The 19,089-nt window shown below is 69.9% G+C and carries 16 protein-coding genes and 1 pseudogene; 10 read left to right on the top strand and 7 right to left on the bottom strand.

What is annotated here, in order from left to right:
• The first annotated feature begins 58 nt into the window (after positions 1-58).
• On the top strand, positions 59-1,720 hold the full coding sequence (locus tag ACN0TP_RS14585; protein WP_417220271.1) for a formate--tetrahydrofolate ligase: 1,662 nt from the start codon (positions 59-61) through the stop codon (positions 1,718-1,720).
• Positions 1,721-1,780: 60 nt separating this feature from the next.
• Here the strand turns inward: ACN0TP_RS14585 and ACN0TP_RS14580 are convergent, their stop codons facing one another.
• The 7 genes from ACN0TP_RS14580 to ACN0TP_RS14550 form a co-directional block, all read right to left on the bottom strand.
• The gene (locus ACN0TP_RS14580) at positions 1,781-2,866 is read right to left on the bottom strand and encodes an inositol-3-phosphate synthase (RefSeq protein WP_417220092.1); all 1,086 of its coding nucleotides are present in this window, start codon (positions 2,864-2,866) and stop codon (positions 1,781-1,783) included.
• 110 nt (positions 2,867-2,976) lie between these two features.
• Positions 2,977-4,221 carry a DUF6716 putative glycosyltransferase gene (locus tag ACN0TP_RS14575; protein WP_417220090.1) on the bottom strand — a complete coding sequence of 415 codons (1,245 nt, stop codon included), beginning with the start codon at positions 4,219-4,221 and terminating at the stop codon, positions 2,977-2,979.
• Positions 4,218-5,267 (bottom strand): hypothetical protein, encoded by a 1,050-nt coding sequence (locus ACN0TP_RS14570; RefSeq protein ID WP_417220088.1) that lies wholly within the window; start codon positions 5,265-5,267, stop codon positions 4,218-4,220. Before ACN0TP_RS14570 ends, ACN0TP_RS14575 begins: the two co-directional genes overlap by 4 nt.
• 4 nt (positions 5,268-5,271) lie before the next feature.
• A complete protein-coding gene (locus tag ACN0TP_RS14565; RefSeq protein WP_417220086.1) occupies positions 5,272-6,663 on the bottom strand; it encodes a polysialyltransferase family glycosyltransferase in 1,392 nt (463 codons plus the stop codon).
• Entirely contained in the window at positions 6,660-7,670 is a 1,011-nt protein-coding gene (locus ACN0TP_RS14560; RefSeq protein ID WP_417220084.1) for a glycosyltransferase family 2 protein, read from the bottom strand. The genes ACN0TP_RS14565 and ACN0TP_RS14560 overlap by 4 nt, the downstream gene beginning before the upstream one ends.
• A gap of 12 nt (positions 7,671-7,682) precedes the next feature.
• Positions 7,683-8,579 carry an N-acetylneuraminate synthase family protein gene (locus ACN0TP_RS14555; RefSeq protein ID WP_417220082.1) on the bottom strand — a complete coding sequence of 299 codons (897 nt, stop codon included), beginning with the start codon at positions 8,577-8,579 and terminating at the stop codon, positions 7,683-7,685.
• A gap of 26 nt (positions 8,580-8,605) precedes the next feature.
• The gene (locus ACN0TP_RS14550; RefSeq protein WP_417220080.1) at positions 8,606-9,823 is read right to left on the bottom strand and encodes a cytidylyltransferase domain-containing protein; all 1,218 of its coding nucleotides are present in this window, start codon (positions 9,821-9,823) and stop codon (positions 8,606-8,608) included.
• A gap of 119 nt (positions 9,824-9,942) precedes the next feature.
• Between ACN0TP_RS14550 and ACN0TP_RS14545 the strand changes: the two genes are divergently transcribed.
• From ACN0TP_RS14545 to ACN0TP_RS14505, 9 genes and pseudogenes are all read left to right on the top strand, one after another.
• Positions 9,943-11,523 carry a glycosyltransferase family 87 protein gene (locus ACN0TP_RS14545; RefSeq protein ID WP_417220079.1) on the top strand — a complete coding sequence of 527 codons (1,581 nt, stop codon included), beginning with the start codon at positions 9,943-9,945 and terminating at the stop codon, positions 11,521-11,523.
• 10 nt (positions 11,524-11,533) lie between these two features.
• Entirely contained in the window at positions 11,534-12,826 is a 1,293-nt protein-coding gene (locus ACN0TP_RS14540; protein WP_417220077.1) for a sensor histidine kinase, read from the top strand.
• Positions 12,819-13,455: pseudogene (locus tag ACN0TP_RS14535) on the top strand (response regulator). The gene ACN0TP_RS14540 and the pseudogene ACN0TP_RS14535 overlap by 8 nt, the downstream one beginning before the upstream one ends.
• A 96-nt stretch (positions 13,456-13,551) precedes the next feature.
• Positions 13,552-14,499 (top strand): ABC transporter ATP-binding protein, encoded by a 948-nt coding sequence (locus ACN0TP_RS14530; RefSeq protein ID WP_417220076.1) that lies wholly within the window; start codon positions 13,552-13,554, stop codon positions 14,497-14,499.
• The gene (locus ACN0TP_RS14525; protein ID WP_417220075.1) at positions 14,496-15,353 is read left to right on the top strand and encodes an ABC transporter permease; all 858 of its coding nucleotides are present in this window, start codon (positions 14,496-14,498) and stop codon (positions 15,351-15,353) included. The genes ACN0TP_RS14530 and ACN0TP_RS14525 overlap by 4 nt, the downstream gene beginning before the upstream one ends.
• A 135-nt stretch (positions 15,354-15,488) precedes the next feature.
• Positions 15,489-16,793 carry a sensor histidine kinase gene (locus ACN0TP_RS14520; protein WP_417220074.1) on the top strand — a complete coding sequence of 435 codons (1,305 nt, stop codon included), beginning with the start codon at positions 15,489-15,491 and terminating at the stop codon, positions 16,791-16,793.
• Positions 16,790-17,545 (top strand): response regulator, encoded by a 756-nt coding sequence (locus tag ACN0TP_RS14515; RefSeq protein ID WP_417220072.1) that lies wholly within the window; start codon positions 16,790-16,792, stop codon positions 17,543-17,545. The genes ACN0TP_RS14520 and ACN0TP_RS14515 overlap by 4 nt, the downstream gene beginning before the upstream one ends.
• 7 nt (positions 17,546-17,552) lie before the next feature.
• On the top strand, positions 17,553-17,738 hold the full coding sequence (locus tag ACN0TP_RS14510; protein WP_417220070.1) for a hypothetical protein: 186 nt from the start codon (positions 17,553-17,555) through the stop codon (positions 17,736-17,738).
• 34 nt (positions 17,739-17,772) lie between these two features.
• Positions 17,773-19,056 carry a M18 family aminopeptidase gene (locus ACN0TP_RS14505; RefSeq protein WP_417220068.1) on the top strand — a complete coding sequence of 428 codons (1,284 nt, stop codon included), beginning with the start codon at positions 17,773-17,775 and terminating at the stop codon, positions 19,054-19,056.
• Positions 19,057-19,089 lie beyond the last annotated feature (33 nt).

Below are 19,089 nucleotides of genomic sequence, written 5' to 3'. Positions count from 1 at the left end.
CGGAAAGGTCCGTGGGCACATGAGCAGCAGCAGTAAACAGCACGATGATGCCGAGGCGATGAATGACCTGGTCATTTCGCAACGCGCCACGTTGCAGCCGATCGAGGCCATTGCAGCGGCGGCGGGAATCCCCGCCGAGGCACTGGAGAACTACGGCCGCTACAAGGCCAAGATCAACCTGGCAGACCTGCCGGCGGCCACCGGGACGCCCGGCCGGGTGGTGTTGGTCAGCGGAATGTCGCCCACGCCCGCCGGTGAGGGGAAATCGACGGTGACCGTCGGGCTCGGCGACGCGTTGGCCGCCACGGGGACCCGCACCATGATCGCGTTGCGCGAACCGTCCCTGGGGCCGATCTTCGGGATGAAGGGCGGAGCCGCGGGCGGCGGCTATTCGCAGGTCCTGCCGATGGAGGACATCAACACGCACTTCACCGGCGACTTCCACGCCATCACCAGCGCCAACAACCTGTTGATGGCCCTGGTCGACAACCACATCCAGCAGGGCAACGAACTCGGCATCGACCCCCGGCGGATCTCCTTCAAACGGGTCATGGACATCAACGACCGTGCACTGCGCAGCATCGTCATCGGCCTGGGCGGACCGACCGAGGGCATGCCGCGCCAGGACGGTTTCGATATCACCGTTGCCTCGGAGGTCATGGCGGTGTTCTGCCTCGCCACCGATCTGCCGGACCTCCGTGAGCGCCTGGGACGCATGACGATTGGCTACACGTTCGACCACCGCCCGGTCACGGTGGCCGACCTGGGGGTGCAGGGGGCCCTGACGTTGCTGCTCAAGGACGCCATCAAGCCCAACCTCGTGCAGACGATGGCCGGTACCCCGGCGCTGGTGCATGGCGGGCCGTTCGCCAACATCGCGCACGGCTGCAATTCGGCGATCGCCACCAATACCGGGCGGAGACTGGCCGACCTCGTCGTCACCGAAGCAGGATTCGGTGCCGATCTGGGGGCTGAGAAGTTCATGGACATCAAGGCCCGTTACGCGCAGTGCCCACCTTCCGCCGTCGTCCTCGTGGCCACCATCCGGGCCCTGAAGATGCACGGTGGTGTCCCCAAGGACTCCCTGGGGCCGGAGAACGTGGAGGCGGTGCGTGCCGGCCTGCCGAACCTGGCCCGGCATGTGCGCAACATCGGACGGTTCGGGCTCTCGCCGGTGGTGGCGATCAACAAGTTCGGCGGGGACACGGACGCCGAACTGGACGCGGTGCTGCAGTGGTGCGCCGGGGAAGGCATCGAGGCGGCGGTCGCCGACGTGTGGGCCCACGGCGGTGACGGCGCCACCGAACTGGCGGGAAAGGTGCTCGAGGCGGTGGAACACGGTTCCGGGTTCCACCACCTGTACGACCTCGAGCTGCCGGTACAGGAGAAGATCCGCACGATCGTCCGGGACATCTATGGGGGCGCCGACGTCGAGTTCTCCGCCGGCGCGCGCAAACGGCTGGCCGAGATCGTGGAGAACGGTTGGGACGACCTTCCGGTCTGCATGGCCAAGACCCAGTATTCGTTCTCCGACGACGCCAGCCTGCTGGGCGCGCCCGAGGGATTCACGCTGCAGGTCCGCGAGCTCATCCCGAAGACCGGCGCCGGGTTCATCGTGGCGTTGACCGGCGCGGTCATGACCATGCCCGGGCTGCCCAAGGTGCCGGCGGCGCTGCGGATGGACGTGGACGCCGACGGGAACGCCGTGGGGCTGTTCTAGGAACGACGACGGCGGCCCACCCCGCGGGGCGGGCCGCCGTCGGCCGGTGGGCGGGGGCGCTTAGCGCTCGAGGTCACCGCGGATGAACGCCTCGACGTTCTCGTGGGCTGCCTCGTCGTTGAACTGCTGCGGCGGGGACTTCATGAAGTAGGACGAGGCCGACAGCAGCGGGCCGCCGATGCCGCGGTCCAGGGCGATCTTCGCGGCGCGGATGGCGTCGATGATCACGCCCGCGGAGTTCGGGGAGTCCCAGACCTCCAGCTTGTACTCCAGCGAGACCGGGGCGTCGCCGAAGTTGCGGCCCTCGAGGCGCACGAACGCCCACTTGCGGTCATCGAGCCAGGACACGTAGTCCGACGGGCCGATGTGCACATCGTCGGCGCCGAGCTTCGCCGACGTGTTGGACGTGACGGCCTGGGTCTTGGAGACCTTCTTGGACTCGAGGCGGTCGCGCTCGAGCATGTTCTTGAAGTCCATGTTGCCGCCGACGTTCAGCTGGTAGGTGCGGTCCAGCGTGACGCCGCGGTCCTCGAACAGCTTGGCCATGACGCGGTGGGTGATCGTCGCGCCGATCTGGCTCTTGATGTCGTCACCGACGATCGGCACGCCCGCGGCGGTGAACTTGTCGGCCCACTCCTGGGTGCCGGCGATGAAGACGGGCAGTGCGTTGACGAACGCGACGTGTGCGTCGATGGCGCACTGGGCGTAGTACTTCGCCGCCTGCTCCGAGCCGACCGGCAGGTAGCAGACCAGCACATCGGCGCGCGATTCCTTCAGCGCGGCGACGATGTCGACGGGCTCGGCCGGTGATTCGGTGATGGTCTCGCGGTAGTACTTGCCCAGGCCGTCCAGGGTGTGCCCGCGCTGGACGGTGATGCCCGTGGTCGGCACGTCGGCGATCTTGATGGTGTTGTTCTCGCTGGCGGTGATGGCCTCGGACAGGTCAAGGCCCACCTTCTTGTCATCGACGTCGAAGGCGGCAACGAACTGGACGTCGTTGACGTGGTACTGGCCGAAGGCGACGTGCATCAGGCCGGGAATCTTGGTCTCCGCGTCCGCATCCTTGTAGTACTCCACGCCCTGGATGAGCGACGTGGCGCAGTTTCCCACGCCAATGATTGCGACCCGAATGGGGTTTCCCGACACAGTGTCTCCTACAGCAGAAAGTTTTCTTGAGTGGCCTGGGGCCATAAAGAGTCTAAGTGACGCACGCACCACGGTATTCCCGGGGCCAGATCACCGTCCGGCCGGGGTGCCTAGGGACGCAGCGTGCGGATCAACCGCAGGACCGGTGCGGGCAGCACAGTTCGCAGCCGGTTGCGCAGCGCCAACAGGCGGGCACCGGCCACTGCCTCGGGGGAGGTGGAGAGCTGGCCGGCACGGCCGCGCCGGGCCAACTCGAGCAGGGCCGCCCCCAACGGCGGGGCCTGTGCGTGGAAGTAGTGGTCCTGCAACCACGCGGAATGCGGGTGGCGGACGGCCAGTTCCGTCACATCCCGCAGGCTGCCGACCAGCCCGCTGCCGGCGAACACCCCGTTGTAGAGCTCGGGGCCGATCCCGAAATCGCCGAGCACCAGGCACGGCAACCCCTGGTCGATCGCCTCCAGGACTGCGGTGGAGGACACGGTCGCCAGCAGGGTCCCCGGACGCAGCACCCCGGCCATCGGTCCGGTGACGAACTTCACCTCACCGGCGGACACCCGCCCCCGGGCGAGCAGGTCATCCCAGAGCCGGTCGAAGGGAAACTCCTCCCGGTGCGTTTGCGGTTCGCCGGCCCGGGCGCGCAGTTTCACGATGACCTCGACGTCGGGGTGGGCCCGCCGGGTCCGGGCCAGGGCCTCCAGCACCTGCTCGCGTTGACCGCGTTCCACGGGGAACTTCGCCTGCGCCGCAAAGACCACCGAATGCACCGCCGACGCCACCGGTACGGGCTCGCCGCGCGAACCGAGGAAGGGCAAACGTGCGGTCAGGATGTCCTGCGTGCCGCCCACCGACCCGAGCAATTCCGTGAATTCCCGGGCCTCGGCCTGGCTGTGGGTGATGAAGGCATCCCCCAGGGCACGGAACCGCATGGCCTTCGCCGTGGCCGGGTAGGCGACGCCGGGCAGCGCGGAGACCAGCGCCGTCGTGCGGCCGGGCAGCGGTTCGGAGGAGGCGGACCGTGGTGCACCGCGCAGATGGCTGGCGGCCACCCGGTGGAAGACCTCCTGGACGATGGGCCCCGTGGCAGCGGCCAGGACCACATCGGCAGTGTCGAGCAGGGGTCCGAGGCCTGCCAGCGGCAGCACCTGCGTGGGCGGGGCGTCCTGCAGGAACGTTCCCTCCACTGCCGACGCGCGCTGTTCGGCGGTGGGCAGGATCGGGGTCCGGGCCAGGACCACCTGGCGGTCCCAGCCGGGCCCCAGGCGGTGCAGGGTGGCGCAGGCGAACTTGAAGTAGGAGTCGCTGTCGGCGACCGCGAGGATGCGCGGGCGGCCCGCAGCCGGGGGGGCTTCGCTCACGAGGTGGGGTCCTCCAGTGAACTGCTCAAATGGGTGCGCAGCGCGTCGGAGGCGGCCGGGGTCCACCAGGGTCCGGGGACCGGCTGGCCGATGATCCGCACACGGTTCGGGCCCAAGAGCAGCCGCAGGGAGGGCAGGACGGTGGAGGGCAGCGCACGGACGCTCTGGCCATGGCGGAGTCCACGCAACCGCATTTCAACGGGGATCGTGTTGGGGTGCACGGTGATCAGCGGATGCGCGGCCAACCGGTCCAGGAAGCCCGGCTCCTCGCGGCGGTGCGGGAAGTATCCGACCGGACCGTCCTCGGTCTGCTCGATGACCCAGTCCAGGTAGGGCTCCGGCCGGATCAGGCCGTCGGCCGCCATCGCGGATCCGACGACGATGGTGGGTTCGACGAACTGCTCGGCGACGGGCTGGGTGCTGAGCCATTCGAAGCGGTGGTGCTCCAGGTGCCCGCCGAGGCTCCTGAAGGCCTCGTCGACCTCCACGTGGATCGGCAGGGCGGTCAGGGCCATGAGCCGGCCGCTGCGGGCCAGGGAGCGCAACCGGTACCAGGCCGCCAGGCCCAGGGCCGTCCGGGCGGCGCTGCGGGGGGCCCGCGGCCGCACCAGGGGCACTGGCCGGTTGCTGGTCAGGATGTCCAACAGCTTCACGGTGGCCAGGCCGTCGTCGATGATGACGACCTCGTCGGCGCGGATGGGGCCCATCAGTTCCCGTTGGATGCGGCCGGAGAACGCATCTCCGGTCACCCAGCGGTTGACGCCGCGGCTGCCGGCCGGCGGCACCTGCAGCCCGGCTTCCCCGAACCTGACGCCCAGGGGCGCCTGGCCCATGAGCGTGTGCAGCGTGGTGTCCATGCCGGCGGTGCCCCCGCGCGGGTGGATCGTGGTCCGGCGCCCCAGCAGCCCGGCACCGTGCGCCTCGATGGCGCTGAGCATCTGCAGCGGGGATTCGACCCACACCTGGGCGGTGCCGGACCGGGGCCGCTGGACCTGCGGGACCAGCCGGTGCCTGCGGGTGCGGGAGGGCATCGATGCGGTTTCCATGGGATCAGGAACGTCCAACGCGGGCTGCCCCCGGGACGAGGTGGCGGGGAATGCGCCGCAGCGGTGTGTGCAGGCGCGCCGGCAGGCGCCGCTTCAGCCGCAGGGCGAATCCCAGGGCACCGGTGCGTGGAGGCAGGCCGCCGGGCAGGGACAGCCGGGTCAGGCGCCGCCGCTTGAAGTACTCCGGGTAGCGCAGGTAGTCGGTGGCCAGGAACCGGCGGACCGCCTCGTCGTCGCCGGCCAGGTGCCGGGGTTGCATGCAATAGCCGACGGCGGTGAGCAGCCGGGTCAGGACGCCCTGCTGGCCTGCGGGGTCTTCCGCGGGCAGGGGGAGGCCACGCCGGAAGAGGGCGTCGATCAGGGTGACCGGGATGCGGTTGGAGTTCTCGTAGGGCGCCAGCCGTTCGAGCATCGTCTCGGTGCCCACCGCCGCACACTCGGTGCCGAACAGGGCGCGGATGGAGACCAGGGCCGTGGAAAAGCAGCTGATCACGACGTCGGGACGCACGATGGCCACCGCGACCTCCGCCAGGACGGGCTCGCGCAGCACCGTGAAGCCCAGCCCCAGTTCGGCGGCGTCGTGTTCCATTTCGCGGCCGGCTGCCGGGCCCGCCGAGGGGTGGGGTTTGAAGATGATCTCGCTCGCACCGCGTCGCTGCGCCTCCAGGACCATGCCGCGGTGCAGGGCCGCCTCCTCCTGGTCGTCCACCAGCCCCAGGTGGGCCAGGTACTGGCCGAGGATCATGGCGGTGCGGGGGCGCCAGGTGCCCTGGGGATCCACGCCGGGCGGTTGCCACCGCAGGGGGGTCGATGCCGCCAGGGTGGTGATGATCTCCGCCAGCGGGCGCGTGGGCACCGGAATCAGCCGGGGGGAGAATTCGCGCAGCAGCAGGGGCTGCAATCCGGGAACCAGGTCCAGGTACAGCAGGCCGTCGAGCCGTTGGCGCAGGGCCGGAGGCAGGAGGTTGCGGGTCGGACCGTAGGACATCAGCCCGTCCGAATGGACCATGAACGGGGCATCGTGGAAGATCCGCAGGATGGCGCGGGCCGGATTGACCTGGATCGAGTCGATGAACAGCGCGATCCGCTCGTCGCCGAGGTCGAAGTAGCTGCGCATCAGCCGCTCCCACAGGTAGAGCTCCTCGTCCCGGGGGTTGAACTGGGCCGGGCGGCGCGGGAAGACCAGCTCCCCCAGGTCCACGACGCGGTCGAACCGTCGCGCAAGGTCGGCGAAGCCGGGGGCGTGCTGGATGCCGCCGGTGAGTTCCGGTTGCTGGGAGCCATCGACCAGCATCAACACCCGTTCGCCGTCGGCGGCGGGCAGGGCATCGGCGTCGATCATGGCAGCCAGGGAGGCGACCTGGAACAGGGTGGACGCCGCGATCAGCTGGATCATCGGGCCCCTTTCAGGAGCAGGGCGTGGCGGGCGGGCCGTGAGGCCGCCGGCCGGTGGGGAAGCAGGACCCTGCGCCGTTTGGCATCGAGCGCCGCCAGGGCCTGCGTGAGCAGGGGGTCGGGTATGCCGGCCATCGTCTCGGTGATGGCGGCATCCAGTTCCGTTTTGACCTCAGGGGTCATCTGGCCGCTGCGGGAGAGATGATGGCAGGCGACCGCCAGGAACTGCCGGATCACCTTGGGCCAGTACCTTTGGGCCTCGGGATCGGCGGCAACGATCTCGAAGGCCAGGGCGAAGGAGCGGGCAAAGTCCAGCTGCCGCCGGTCGTAGATCTGGGTCAACGAGGTGGCGACGCCGCGCCGGTACAGGATGCCCAGCGAGCTGAGCACCGCATAGGAGCTGGCCTGCAGGTGCAGCTTCCAGATCCAGGGACGGTCCTCGGCCGTGAAGAGGCCGTCCGGGAAGTGCAACAGCCCGGCATCGGCCAGCCGGCGGTGGAAGAGCCCGGCCCAGGCATAGGGGTAGTCGATCATGGTCGTCTCGGTGTGGGGCAGGATCGAGTCCCGCGGATCCAACACCGTGTTCCGCCGTGCCTGGGGTGCCCGGTGGATGGTCCGGCGCCCGTTGGTGGTCCTGACGTGGTCGACCCGGACGAAGTCCACGTCCAGCCTGTCCCGTTCGGCCAGGCAGTACGCCAGGTGTCCCGGGGCCAGCCAGTCGTCACCATCGAGGAACGCAATGGCAGTGCCCCGCGCGGCATCCAGGCCCTGGTTGCGGGCCGTGGCCAGCCCGCGGGCCTCGTCGTTGCGGAGGATCCGGAGTCCGGGGAGCCGGTCGGCAAAGGCGCCGACCAGCTCCCCGGTTCCATCGGAGGAGCCGTCGTCGACAAAGACCACCTCCAGTGCCGCCGGATCATCGAACTGGTTCAGGAGGCTCGTCATCGTGTCGCGGATGAATGGAGCCTGGTCCTTCGCCGGAATGATGATGCTGAGCACGGGGGTGTTCATGTGGTCCTTGGGCTAGGCGTCGACGCGGCGCAGGCGGGAGAGCGGGGCGAGCTCGCCCGGGAAGACCTTCTTGACGCCGTCGCCCATGGCATCCTGCAGGATGCGGATGTCGCGGATGAGGGACTCGAAGCCCTTCGGCTCCAGCGAGGAGGCCTGGTCGGAGCCCCACATGGTGCGGTCCAGGGTGATGTGGCGTTCGACGGTGACGGCGCCCAGGGCGACGGCTGCCAGCGAGATCTGCAGGCCACGCTCGTGGCCCGAGTAGCCGACCGGGACGCCGTAGCGTTCCTGCAGGGTCGGGATCATGCGCAGGTTCGCCTCTTCGGGCGGCAGCGGGTAGGTGGACGTGGCGTGCATCAGGACCAGGTTGTCGGTGCCCAGGGTCTCCACCGCCGTGTCGATCTGCTCGATCGTGGACATGCCGGTGGAGAGGATGACCGGCTTGCCCGTCTCGCGCAGGGCGCGCAGCAGCTCGAGGTCGGTGACCGAGGCGGAGGCGACCTTGTGGGTCACCGCGCCCTGTTCCTCCATGAATTCGACCGAGGGGACATCCCACGGGGAGGCGAAGGCCTCCAGGCCCTGGCTGCGGGCGTAGGAGATGATGTCGCGGTACTGCTCGGCGCCGAACTCGACCTTGTAGCGGTAGTCCAGGTAGGTCATCTCGCCCCAGGGGGTGGAGCGGATCTTGTCGCGCATGTCCTTCGGCGTGGAGATCTCCGGGGTGCGCTTCTGGAACTTCACCGCGTTGGCGCCGGCTGCAGCGGAGATGTCGATGAGCTGCTTGGCCACGTCGACGTCGCCGTTGTGGTTGATGCCGATCTCGCCGATGACGTACACGGGCTGGCCGGTGCCGACCTGGGCGTCGCCGATCCGGACGGGGGCTGCCTGCTTGATGGCTTCGGTGGTCATGATGGTTCCCTTTCGTTGGGGTGGTTTCAGCGGGTCGTGGCCAGCAGCGGGGATGCCGCCGGTCGGTTTTGGGAAGCGAGGATGCGTTCGCAGACCTCGCGGACGGCGCCGTGGCCGCCGGGTGTGTGGAGCACGATGCGTGCCGCGGCCAGGGCCTCGGGGCGCGCATCGGCGACCGCGATGGGCCAGCCGACCGAGTCCATGGCCCCGACGTCGTTCACGTCGTTGCCGACGTAGGCGACGCGTGCCGGGTCCAGGCCCCGTTCGGCCATCCATGCCGTGAGGCGTGCCGCCTTGTCCTCGACGCCGTGGAGGACCTCCACGCCGAGCTTGGCGGCGCGGGCGGCGACCACGGTGTTGGTTTCTGTGGAGAGGATGAGCACCGGCACCCCGGCCCGGCGCAGGCGGGCGATGCCCATGCCGTCGGAGCGGGACACGGTGACGAATTCGCTGCCGTCCTGGCCCAGCAGTGCCAGGTCGTTGGTGTGGACGCCGTCGAAGTCGGTGACCAGGGCATCGGCGTCGATGCCCTGCACCGGATCGTCCACCGGCGGTGATCCTGCCTCACGGCGCAGCGCCTGGGCGGACACCAGTGCCAGGTCATCGAACGAATCGACTTCCGGTGCGTCGGCGGCCGGCACGACCTGGAACTTCAGGGTGCCGAAGAACCGGTGGTCGGCGGTCCGGAAACCGTCGGTGCGCATCGCGTAGAAGGCGCCCGTCTCGCGGTACTGCGGCGCACGGTCCTGCCGGCGCGGACGGGACGCGGCGTCGTGGCCGACGGCCACCACGTTGCCTTCCGGTGCGGTCCACAGGAACGAGTGGTCCTCCGCCACGCTGAAGCAGACGTCCGCCTGACCGTCCAGGACCGCGCGGATGGCGGCCTCCAGATGGGCCGGGTTGATGAAGGGGGAGGTGCACTGCAGCAGCACGACGACGTCGGGCGGGGACTGCAGGGTGCCCAGGACATGCTGGACTGCCGACTCGCTGGTCGCCGCGTCGGAGGCCAGATGCGCCGGCCGGTCGATGACGCGGGCGCCGTGGGCATGGGCCTCGTTGCGGATCTGCGAGTGGTCGGTGCTGACCACCACGTCGGTGACCGACGGGGCGGCCCACGCCGCGTCGACACCGCGGGCCAGCAGCGAGCGGCCGCCGACCGGACGGAGGTTCTTCAGGGGGATGCCCTTCGAACCGCCGCGGGCCGGGATGACCACCAGCACCTGTGGACTCTGTGTCGTTTTCATTCATTTGACGGTAGGTAGCCGATATGACGCCCGACCCACCTGCGGGTTAACGGCGGGTGAGGGGATCGGGACGATTCGGTGCCCGGGGCGCGGGGGTGGGGCCGGATAGGCTGATTCACATGAGCGAGAAGCCCCAGGTCCCGCCCCGGCACCTCACGGACCCGCCCGCGTCCGGGACCCCCGGGACCCCCGGTGCGCCCGGTGGACCACGGCGCGGTCCCTTGCGCATCACGGTGCCCAGCCGGAACGATCCGCTGCTGCGCCGACTCACCGAGGTGATCGGCGGACCCCTGGGCCGTTTCACCGCGCCCGGCCGGGTGGACCCGGGGTTCTGGACCGTCGAGCGGGTGCTCGTGGCGCTGACCGTGGTGGCCGCGATCGTGGCGGTGCTGGCCAAGAACATGTGCCGGACCCTGGGCTGGGGTGGGTCCAACGCCTACATCTGGGCGTGCTATTCGGATTGGTCGGCGCTGTTCCACGCCCGCGGGTTCGACGCCAACGCCTTCGCCCCTTTCGCCGACGGCGCCCAGTTCGAATACCCGGTGCTCATGTCCGCTGTCGCCTCCTTCGCGGCGATGCTGGTGGTGCCCGGTGACTACAACCGGACCCTGGCCTTCTTCGACGTGAACCTGCTGCTGGTGGTCCTGCTCTGGTTCGTGATCGTCATCGCCGCGGCCCGGTCCGCCGGCCGGCGGCCCTGGGATGCCGCCATGGTGGCACTGGCACCGGGGATCATCCTCGCCTCGACGATCAACTGGGACATGTGGGCGGTGATGTTCCTGGCGCTGGCCGTGTTGGCGTTCGCCCGGAACCGGCCCGTGCTGGCGGGCATCCTCATCGGCCTGGGCGCCTCGATGAAGGTGTATCCGATCCTGTTCCTGGGGGTCGTGCTGGTGCTGGCGCTGCGTACCGGGCGGTGGCGGCCGCTGCTGCAGGTCGCCACCGGAACCGCCGGCGCCTGGCTGGTGGTGAACCTGCCTTTCATGATCACCAACTACGCGTCCTGGAGCTACTTCCTGGACTTCACCCGTGACCGGGGGGCCGGACTGTCCTCCCTCTGGCATGCCTGGAACCTCACGGCGGGCGTCCTGCCCGGCGCCCCCGAATTCACCCCCGAGGCCATCAACGCCGCGGCGTTCTGGCTCTTCGCGGCCAGCTGCGCCGGGATCTGCGTGCTGGGACTGCTGGCCCGGCGCCGGCCCCGCGTCGCCTCGCTGCTCTTCCTCGTGGTGGGCGCCTTCGTGCTCTTCAACAAGGTCTATTCACCGCAGTTCGTGGTCTGGCTCGTCCCGCTGGCGGCCCTGGCCTGGCCGCGCTGGCGTGACTTCCTGATCTGGCAGCTGGTGGAGGCCCTGCATTTCTGGGCCATCTGGATGTACCTGTATTCGGGCAGCACCGACGTCAAGGCGCAGAACACGTTCCCCGAGGCGTTCTACGTCATCGCGGTCGCCGGGCACATGATCGCCACCGGATACCTGATGTACAAGGTGGCCCGCAGCATCTGGGACGAGGACACCGACCCGGTCCGCCGGGTGGGCCAGGACGATCCGCAGGCCGGGCCCTACGCCGGAACCGAGCGCGATCCGCTGCCGCGGTGGGGGTGGATCGGCCGCCCGGTCCGGGCCCCGGGACAGCGCCAGCGGCACCCGGGGGCGGATATCGACCGAACGGTGGAACCGCCGTCGTCCACGGCACCCTAGGCTAGGGGCCATGGAGGACACGACGACGGCGGCACCCGCCCCCGGGGAGCACGCCGGCACGAGCGCCGGCGATGTGGTCCTGCGCGTGCTGCGGGTGTCACTGCATGTGGGGTTCGCGCTGCTGCTGGCCGTGGGCATCATCCGGGTGCTGGTCACCGACACCTCGGCCCCGACATGGATCACCTCCCTCGCCCTGGCCGGGGTGCTGGCCGCCGTCTACCTGCTGGGCACGCTGTGGGAGAACCGCAATGCCCGGGGCCTGGCCCCCGATCCCAGCCGCTATGCGCACCTGTGGCTGCTCATCGTCGTCGTGCTCTGGCTGGCGTTGATGTGGCTGCATCCGGACTTCAGCTGGCTGGCCTTCCCGCTGTTCTTCCTGCAGCTGCATCTGCTGCGGACCCAGACGGCGCTGATCGCGATCGTCGGGTCGACCATCGTGGTCATCGCCGCCCAATGGGCCCACGCCGGAACCGTGTCGGCGGCAGCCGTCATCGGGCCGCTGTTCGGCGCCGCGTTCTCGGTGGTCATGGGGTTCGCCTACCGGGCGCTGCACACCGAGGGCGTCAACCAGCGCCGCGCCCTGGACGAACTGCGCCGCACCCGCACCGCCCTGGCCGGCGAACAGCACCGCGCCGGCGTGCTGGCCGAACGCGAACGGCTCGCCCGCGACATCCACGACACGCTCGCCCAGGGGTTCTCCAGCATCGTGCTGGTCTCCCGCTCCGCCCGCGCCGCCCTGGACGCCGGCGACCTCGAGCTGGCCTCCCAACGCCTGGAAACGGTGGCCACCACCGCCTCCGACAACCTGGGCGAGGCCCGCGACTTCGTCCGGGGGCTCTCCGCCGGCAACCTGGAGGCCGCCGCCGGGGCGTTGGCCGGCCGGTTCGCCCGGCTCTGCGCGGCCACCGAACGCACCGCACGGGCCGCCGGGGCCGACCTGGAATGCCGCTTCCGCGAGGACGGGGAACCGCAGGCCCTGCCCACCGACGTCTCCGGGGCGCTGCTGCGCACCGCCCAGTCCTGCCTGGCCAACGTGCTGGCCCACGCCGGCGCCTCCTGGGCGGTGCTGAGCCTGGGCTACCTGCCCGGGGAGGTCACCCTGGATGTGTACGACGACGGTGCCGGCTTTGACCCCGCGGCGCTGCCCACCGCAGCACGGCCCGACGGGACGGGGTTCGGGCTGCTGGGCCTGCGGGCACGGATGGCCGCCCTGGGGGGCAGCGTCGACATCGAATCGGCACCCGGCGAAGGCACCGTCGTCGCCGTGAGGATCCCACTGCGAATGGAGGATGGACATGGATGAACTGCACCTGCTGCTGGTGGACGACCACCCCCGTGGTGCGGGCCGGACTGAAGGCGGTGCTCACCGACCAGGACGGGCTCAAGGTGGTCGCCGAGGCCGCCGACGGGGCGGCGGCGATCGCCCAGCTGAACCGCCTGGCGACGCTGGGCGAACACGTGGACGTGGTGCTGATGGACCTGCAGATGGACGGCATGGACGGCGTCGAGGCGACCGGGAGGATCCGCGCCGCGGGCGGGCCCCCGGTGCTGATCCTGACCACCTACGATTCGGACACCGACATCCGCGCCGCACTGGACGCCGGTGCCGCCGGCTACCTGCTCAAGGACGCCCCGCTGGACCGGCTGACGGCTGCCGTCGGGGACGCCGCCCGGGGGCGCCGGGTGCTCTCCGACGAGGTGGCCGCGCGCATCGACCCGGCGGGCCGCAACGCCGCCACCGAACTGAGCCCCCGCGAGCTCGAACTGGTGGGCCTGCTCTCCCGCGGGCTGGCCAACCGGGAGATCGCCCGCGAATTGTTCATCTCCGAATCGACGGTGAAGACGCACCTGATCCACATCTACGCCAAGCTGGGGGTGGACACCCGGACGGCGGCGATCGACCGGGCCCGGGCGCTGCGCCTCATCCGCTAGGGCTGACGGCGTCGTCCTGAAGTCGTACGCCGGCGGTGGTGAAGATCATCCGGAGGAGCGGCGACACGGCCCCCGGTGGTCCGTAGCGTGGAAGGCATGATCCAGGCAACCTCTCTCGCCAAGAACTATGGCTCCAAGCGCGCGGTGGACGACGTGTCCTTCACCGTCCAACCCGGGAAGGTCACCGGGTTCCTGGGGCCCAACGGCGCCGGCAAATCCACCACCATGCGCATGATCATGGGGCTTGACCGCCCCAGCTCCGGCGCGGTGACGGTCAACGGCAAACGCTACGCCGAGCACCGCGCCCCGATCCGCGAGGTCGGCGCCCTGCTGGAGGCCAAGGCCGTGCACAAGTCGCGCTCGGCCCGCAACCACCTGCGCGTGCTGGCCGCCACCCACGGCATTCCCAACCGCCGGGTCGACGAGGTCATCGAGACCACCGGCCTGGGGCCCGTCGCCCGCAAGAAGGTCGGCGGCTTCTCCCTGGGCATGGGCCAGCGGCTCGGCATCGCCGCGGCACTGCTGGGTGACCCGCACACGCTGATCCTCGACGAACCCGTCAACGGGCTGGACCCCGAGGGCGTGCTCTGGGTCCGCAACATGGCCAAGGACCTCGCAGCCGAAGGCCGGACCATCTTCCTCTCCTCGCACCTGATGAGCGAGATGTCGCTGACCGCCGACCACCTGATCGTCATCGGCCGCGGACGCCTGCTGGCCGACGCCCCGATGGCCGACGTCCTCTCCGGCGCCGGGGCAGCCCGCACCCGCGTGCGCACCGATGCCCCCGAAGAGCTCTCCCGTTCGCTCGCCGCACCGGAGGTCTCCATCACGACGACGGGGCCCGACACCCTGGAAATCCAGGGCGCCGCACCCCGGGACATCGCCCAGCGGGCTCTTGACGCCCGCGTCCTGGTCTACGAGCTGACGCCACTGCAGGCCTCCCTCGAGGACGTCTACATGGACATGACCCGCGACGAGGTCGAGTACCACTCCGGCCAGGTCGCCGACGCACCCCTTGAATCCGGAAGGCGGGCCAGCAAATGAGCACCGACATCCAGCAGGAAACCCTGCAGCAGCGTCCACGCACCACCTCGGGCAAGGGGACGTCCTTCGGGCGGGCCCTGAACTCCGAATTCCGCAAGTTCTCCACGGTCCCCTCCTCGGTCATCCTGGTGCTGACGACCCTGGTGGTCATGGTCGGCATCGGGGCGCTTGGCGCATGGGTGATCGGACAGACCCAGGACATGGTGGCCAACGATCCCAACGTCGCGGCCGCCATGGGCGACCAGTCCGAGATGGCCAACACCATTGCCCCGTCGGGCATCATGCTGGCCCAGCTGATCATCGGCTCCCTCGGCGTGCTGGTGATGAGCTCCGAATTCACCACTGGCATGGCCCGGGCGACGTTCGCCGCCATCCCGAAGCGGTTCCCCGTCGTGCTGGCCAAGGCGACGCTGGTGGCCCTGATGTCGATTGTGGTCACCGTGGTCTCCACCCTGGTTTCCGCCGTCGTCATCATCCCGATCCTCTCCAGCTATTCGCTGCACCAGGACTTCGCCTCGGAGACGTTCCAGCGCAACCTCTGGTTCGGGGCCGCCTACGTGGCGGTGATCGCCCTGCTGGGCATGGCCCTGGGCGCCCTGCTGCGCAACTCCGCCGGCGCCATCGTCACCCTGGTCGCCATCGTCTTCATCCTGCCGACCGTCTTCCAGTTCCTGACGAACGACTTCTTCACGAACCTGAAGCGGTTCCTCCCGGACTCGGCCTACAACAACCTGATCACCACCACCGTCCCGGACGGCGGGCTGGAGCACTGGCAGGCCGGGCTGACCCTGGGCCTGTGGGCGGTCATCCCGCTGCTGGCCACCCTGTTCGTGATCCAGCGCCGCGACGTCTAGGCACCCCCGGGTCCGCCGCCCCACCGGACGGCGGACCCCACCCATCCACCGCGGGTGGTGGCGGAACGAACGGCCGCCGCCGCCCGCGGTTCGCGTGTCCCCGGGGACCGCGATCACGAAAGCTAAGCTGACACCATGAGCACAGCACCGCAGGGGGAGGGCCCGGAATCACCGGCGCCGACCTTTGCCGAGCTCACCGAAAAGCGCAGGGGCCCGGTGCGGCGGTTCATGCGCTCGCACCGCGTCCTGGTGGATGTGCTGCTGGCGCTGGCCTACTTCCTCGTCTCGGCTCCTTCCGCGTTGGAATCGGCGGCCAATGGGCGGGGCGCACCGTGGGCCGGGGTCATCGTCATCAGCCTCCTGTTGACCGTGCGGCGCCGCTGGCCGATGGTGGTGCTCGGCCTGGTGTTCCTGTGCGAGATCGGCATGCAGCTGTTCGACCCCTACTTCTCCGCCACGTCGCTGGCGGTCTGGCTGGTCTTGTATACGACCGCCACGTTATATGCCGGCCGACGCATGTTCATGATGGTCGGACTGATCAGCGCCATGCAGCTGCTGGTGCAGTTCGTCGTCGTCCTTCCCGCCGTCCGGGACCCCGCAGCGGTGGGGCGGCTGATGCTTGTCGACGTCCCGGAAGTGAACACCTTCATCTGGATGATGGCGGCGCTGACGGTGCTCTCGAATTTCGCGGTCGTCGGCATCGGTGCCGCGGTGCGCAACAACCGGCTCCACGACGCCGAACTGGCGAACTGGGGTGCACGGGTCCAGCGCCTGGCCCAGGTGGCCGAACGCAACCGGATCGCCCGGGAAATGCACGACGTCGTGGCGCACTCGCTCTCGGTGATGATCGCCCTCTCCGACGGTGCCCAGGTCGCCATGCGCCGGGATCCCGACCGGGCCGCAGGGGTGTTGGCGGAACTGTCCTCCACCGGACGGGGCGCACTGGCCGACATGCGCCGGGTCATCGGGGTGTTGCGCGACGGCAGCGATGCACCCCTGGCGCCCCAGCCGGCGTCGTCCTCGCTGGCCGAGATGCTCGAGGGCTTCCGGGTGGCCGGACTGCCCCTGAAGACCACCCATAGCGGGGCGGCGTTGCCCGGGGACGCCGCCTTCCAGCTCACCGTCTACCGGATCGTGCAGGAATCGCTGACCAACGTGCTGCGCTACGGCCGGGCGGTGACCCGGGTCGAGGTCTCGATCTCCCGCGAGGAGGACACGGTGCGGATCAAGGTGACAGACAACGGCCAGCTTCCCGGGGCGACGCGGGACGCCATCGGCAGTGGACAGGGGCTCAAGGGCATGGGTGAACGCGCCGCCATCTACGACGGATCCGTCTACGCGGGACCCGGACCGCGCGGCGGATGGGTGGTCCATGCCATCCTCACCGTCCCGGAACACGCAGTGAACCACGAACACACCCAGGGGGAAACGACACGATGAACGATCCAGCACCGGCCGCGGAACACGAACGCCAACCCGGGGACCCCATCAACATCCTGCTGGTGGACGACCAGCCCCTGCTGCGCATGGGGTTCCGCCTCATCCTCGAGGGCGAGGACGACCTGTTCATCGTCGGGGAGGCCTCCGACGGCCAGGAGGGTGTCGCCCTGGCCGCCAGCACGGCCCCCGACGTGGTCCTCATGGACGTGCGCATGCCCCAGATGGACGGCATCGAGGCCACCCGGCGCATCGCCGAGGCGGTCCCGTGCGCGAAGATCATCATCCTGACGACCTTCGACCTGGACGAATATGCCTTCGCCGGGCTGCAGGCCGGCGCCTCCGCGTTCCTGCTCAAGGACGTCGCCCCGGCTGAACTGGTCAATGCCGTCCGCCTGGTCGCCAGCGGCGACGCCGTCGTGGCGCCGCGGATCACGGCCCGCCTGCTCGAAACCTATGTCCGGCGCCCCGGTGCCGGCGGGGCAACGGCCCAGGCACCGGCGTCGTCCCCCGTCACCACCGAACGGGACCCCCTGCTGCAGGACCTGACCCCCCGGGAACTGGAGGTCCTCGGGGCGATGTCCGAGGGGCTCTCCAATGCGGAGATCGCCCACCGCTTCTTCCTCTCCGAGGCCACGGTGAAGACGCACGTGCGCAGGATCCTGACCAAGCTGCACCTGCGCGACCGCGTGCAGGCGGTGGTCTACGCCTACGAGACCGGCCTGGTGGTGCCCAGCCAGGGGCTGGACTACTAGGGTCATCATGAACATCGAATTCCTGCGCAATCCCTGGTTCCTGCTGGCCGTGGTGCTCATCGCCTCCGGCGCGTTCCTGGCCGTGGTGCTGCACCAGCTGCCGGCCGGCCCGATCCTGATGGGGCTCGGTGTGCTGGCCGTCGCATTTGCCGTTTACCGCCATGGCGGGTGGAATGGCAGGAGCCGCGACTGAATCGCGGGGCATCGAGGCACAGACGAGGATGGGCATGAGCACGCCGACAGCACGCGAATTCACCGACGACCTGGGCAGCTTCGTTGCGGCATCGCCCTCCAGCTTCCACGCGGCAGCCGAGGTCGCCCGCCGGCTGGAGGCCGCAGGCTTCACCGCCCAGGTGGAGGCCGACGCCTGGGACGCCACCCCGGGCGGGCACTACATCGTGCGGGATGGCGCGGTCATCGCCTGGCACGTCCCGGCCGGCGCGACGGCGACCACGGGGTTCCACATCCTGGGATCGCACACCGATTCGCCCGGCTTCAAGCTCAAGCCGAAACCGACCACCGGCCGCGAGGGCTGGCTGCAGGCCGGCGTGGAGGTCTACGGCGGACCGCTGCTGAACTCCTGGCTGGACCGCGAACTCATCCTCTCCGGCCGCCTGGTCACCGACGACGGCGCCGAGCACCTGGCGCGCACCGGCCCGCTGCTGCGCATCCCCCAGCTGGCCATCCACCTGGACCGTGCGGTCAACGACGGGCTGACCCTGGACAAGCAACAGCACGTGCACCCCGTCTGGGGCCTGGGTGACCCCTCGGAGGCCGACCTGCTCGCCGTCCTCGCCCAGGACGCGGGGATCGACCCGGCGCGGATCACCGGGTACGACATCGTCACCACCATCGCCCAGGAGCCCGAGGTCTTCGGCGCCCACGGCGAATTCCTCGCCTCCGCCCGCCTGGACAACCTCTCATCGGTCCACGCCTCCCTGGCGGCGCTCATCGCCCACTCCCGGAACGACGACGGTGCCCGGCACATCGCTGTCATGGCCGCCTTCGACCACGAGGAGGTCGGATCGGCCTCCCGCTCCGGCGCCTGTGGACCGTTCCTGCAGGACGTGCTGGAACGGATCGTCGATGCCGCCGGCGGCGGTGTCCAGGAACGGGCGCGCGCCTTCGCCGCATCGGTCTGCGTCTCGGCCGATGCCGGTCATGCCGTGCACCCGAACTACCCCGAACGCCACGACCCGGCCAACCGCCCGGTCCTCGGCGGCGGCCCGTTGCTGAAGATCAACGCCAACCAGCGCTACACCACCGACGCCGTGGGCGCCGGGTTGTGGGCGCGTCTCTGCGCGACGGCGGGGGTCCCCTACCAGGAGTTCGTCTCCAACAACGTCATGCCCTGCGGCTCGACGATCGGGCCGCTGACGACGACCCGGTTGGGGATCCGCACCGTCGATGTCGGCATCGCCCTGCTCTCGATGCACTCGGCCCGGGAGATGTGCGCCGTGCAGGACCCGCTGCGCCTGGCCCAGGTGGCGGAGGCCTTCTTCGCCGCCTGAGCCGGGTTCCACCCTCACAGCGGATCGCCGCGC

The organism is Arthrobacter sp. (genome assembly GCF_048266065.1).
Classification (GTDB): Bacteria; Actinomycetota; Actinomycetes; order Actinomycetales; family Micrococcaceae; genus Arthrobacter_H.
This window is presented reverse-complemented; position numbering and strand designations above follow the sequence as displayed.

Coding starts and splice junctions, on each gene's coding strand:
- ACN0TP_RS14585 (WP_417220271.1), top strand. CDS start 59: ATGAATGACCTGGTCATTTCGCAACGCGCCACGTTGCAGCCGATCGAG.
- ACN0TP_RS14570 (WP_417220088.1), bottom strand. CDS start 5,267: ATGGAAACCGCATCGATGCCCTCCCGCACCCGCAGGCACCGGCTGGTC.
- ACN0TP_RS14565 (WP_417220086.1), bottom strand. CDS start 6,663: ATGATCCAGCTGATCGCGGCGTCCACCCTGTTCCAGGTCGCCTCCCTG.
- ACN0TP_RS14560 (WP_417220084.1), bottom strand. CDS start 7,670: ATGAACACCCCCGTGCTCAGCATCATCATTCCGGCGAAGGACCAGGCT.
- ACN0TP_RS14555 (WP_417220082.1), bottom strand. CDS start 8,579: ATGACCACCGAAGCCATCAAGCAGGCAGCCCCCGTCCGGATCGGCGAC.
- ACN0TP_RS14550 (WP_417220080.1), bottom strand. CDS start 9,823: ATGAAAACGACACAGAGTCCACAGGTGCTGGTGGTCATCCCGGCCCGC.
- ACN0TP_RS14545 (WP_417220079.1), top strand. CDS start 9,943: ATGAGCGAGAAGCCCCAGGTCCCGCCCCGGCACCTCACGGACCCGCCC.
- ACN0TP_RS14540 (WP_417220077.1), top strand. CDS start 11,534: ATGGAGGACACGACGACGGCGGCACCCGCCCCCGGGGAGCACGCCGGC.
- ACN0TP_RS14530 (WP_417220076.1), top strand. CDS start 13,552: ATGATCCAGGCAACCTCTCTCGCCAAGAACTATGGCTCCAAGCGCGCG.
- ACN0TP_RS14525 (WP_417220075.1), top strand. CDS start 14,496: ATGAGCACCGACATCCAGCAGGAAACCCTGCAGCAGCGTCCACGCACC.
- ACN0TP_RS14520 (WP_417220074.1), top strand. CDS start 15,489: ATGAGCACAGCACCGCAGGGGGAGGGCCCGGAATCACCGGCGCCGACC.
- ACN0TP_RS14515 (WP_417220072.1), top strand. CDS start 16,790: ATGAACGATCCAGCACCGGCCGCGGAACACGAACGCCAACCCGGGGAC.
- ACN0TP_RS14510 (WP_417220070.1), top strand. CDS start 17,553: ATGAACATCGAATTCCTGCGCAATCCCTGGTTCCTGCTGGCCGTGGTG.
- ACN0TP_RS14505 (WP_417220068.1), top strand. CDS start 17,773: ATGAGCACGCCGACAGCACGCGAATTCACCGACGACCTGGGCAGCTTC.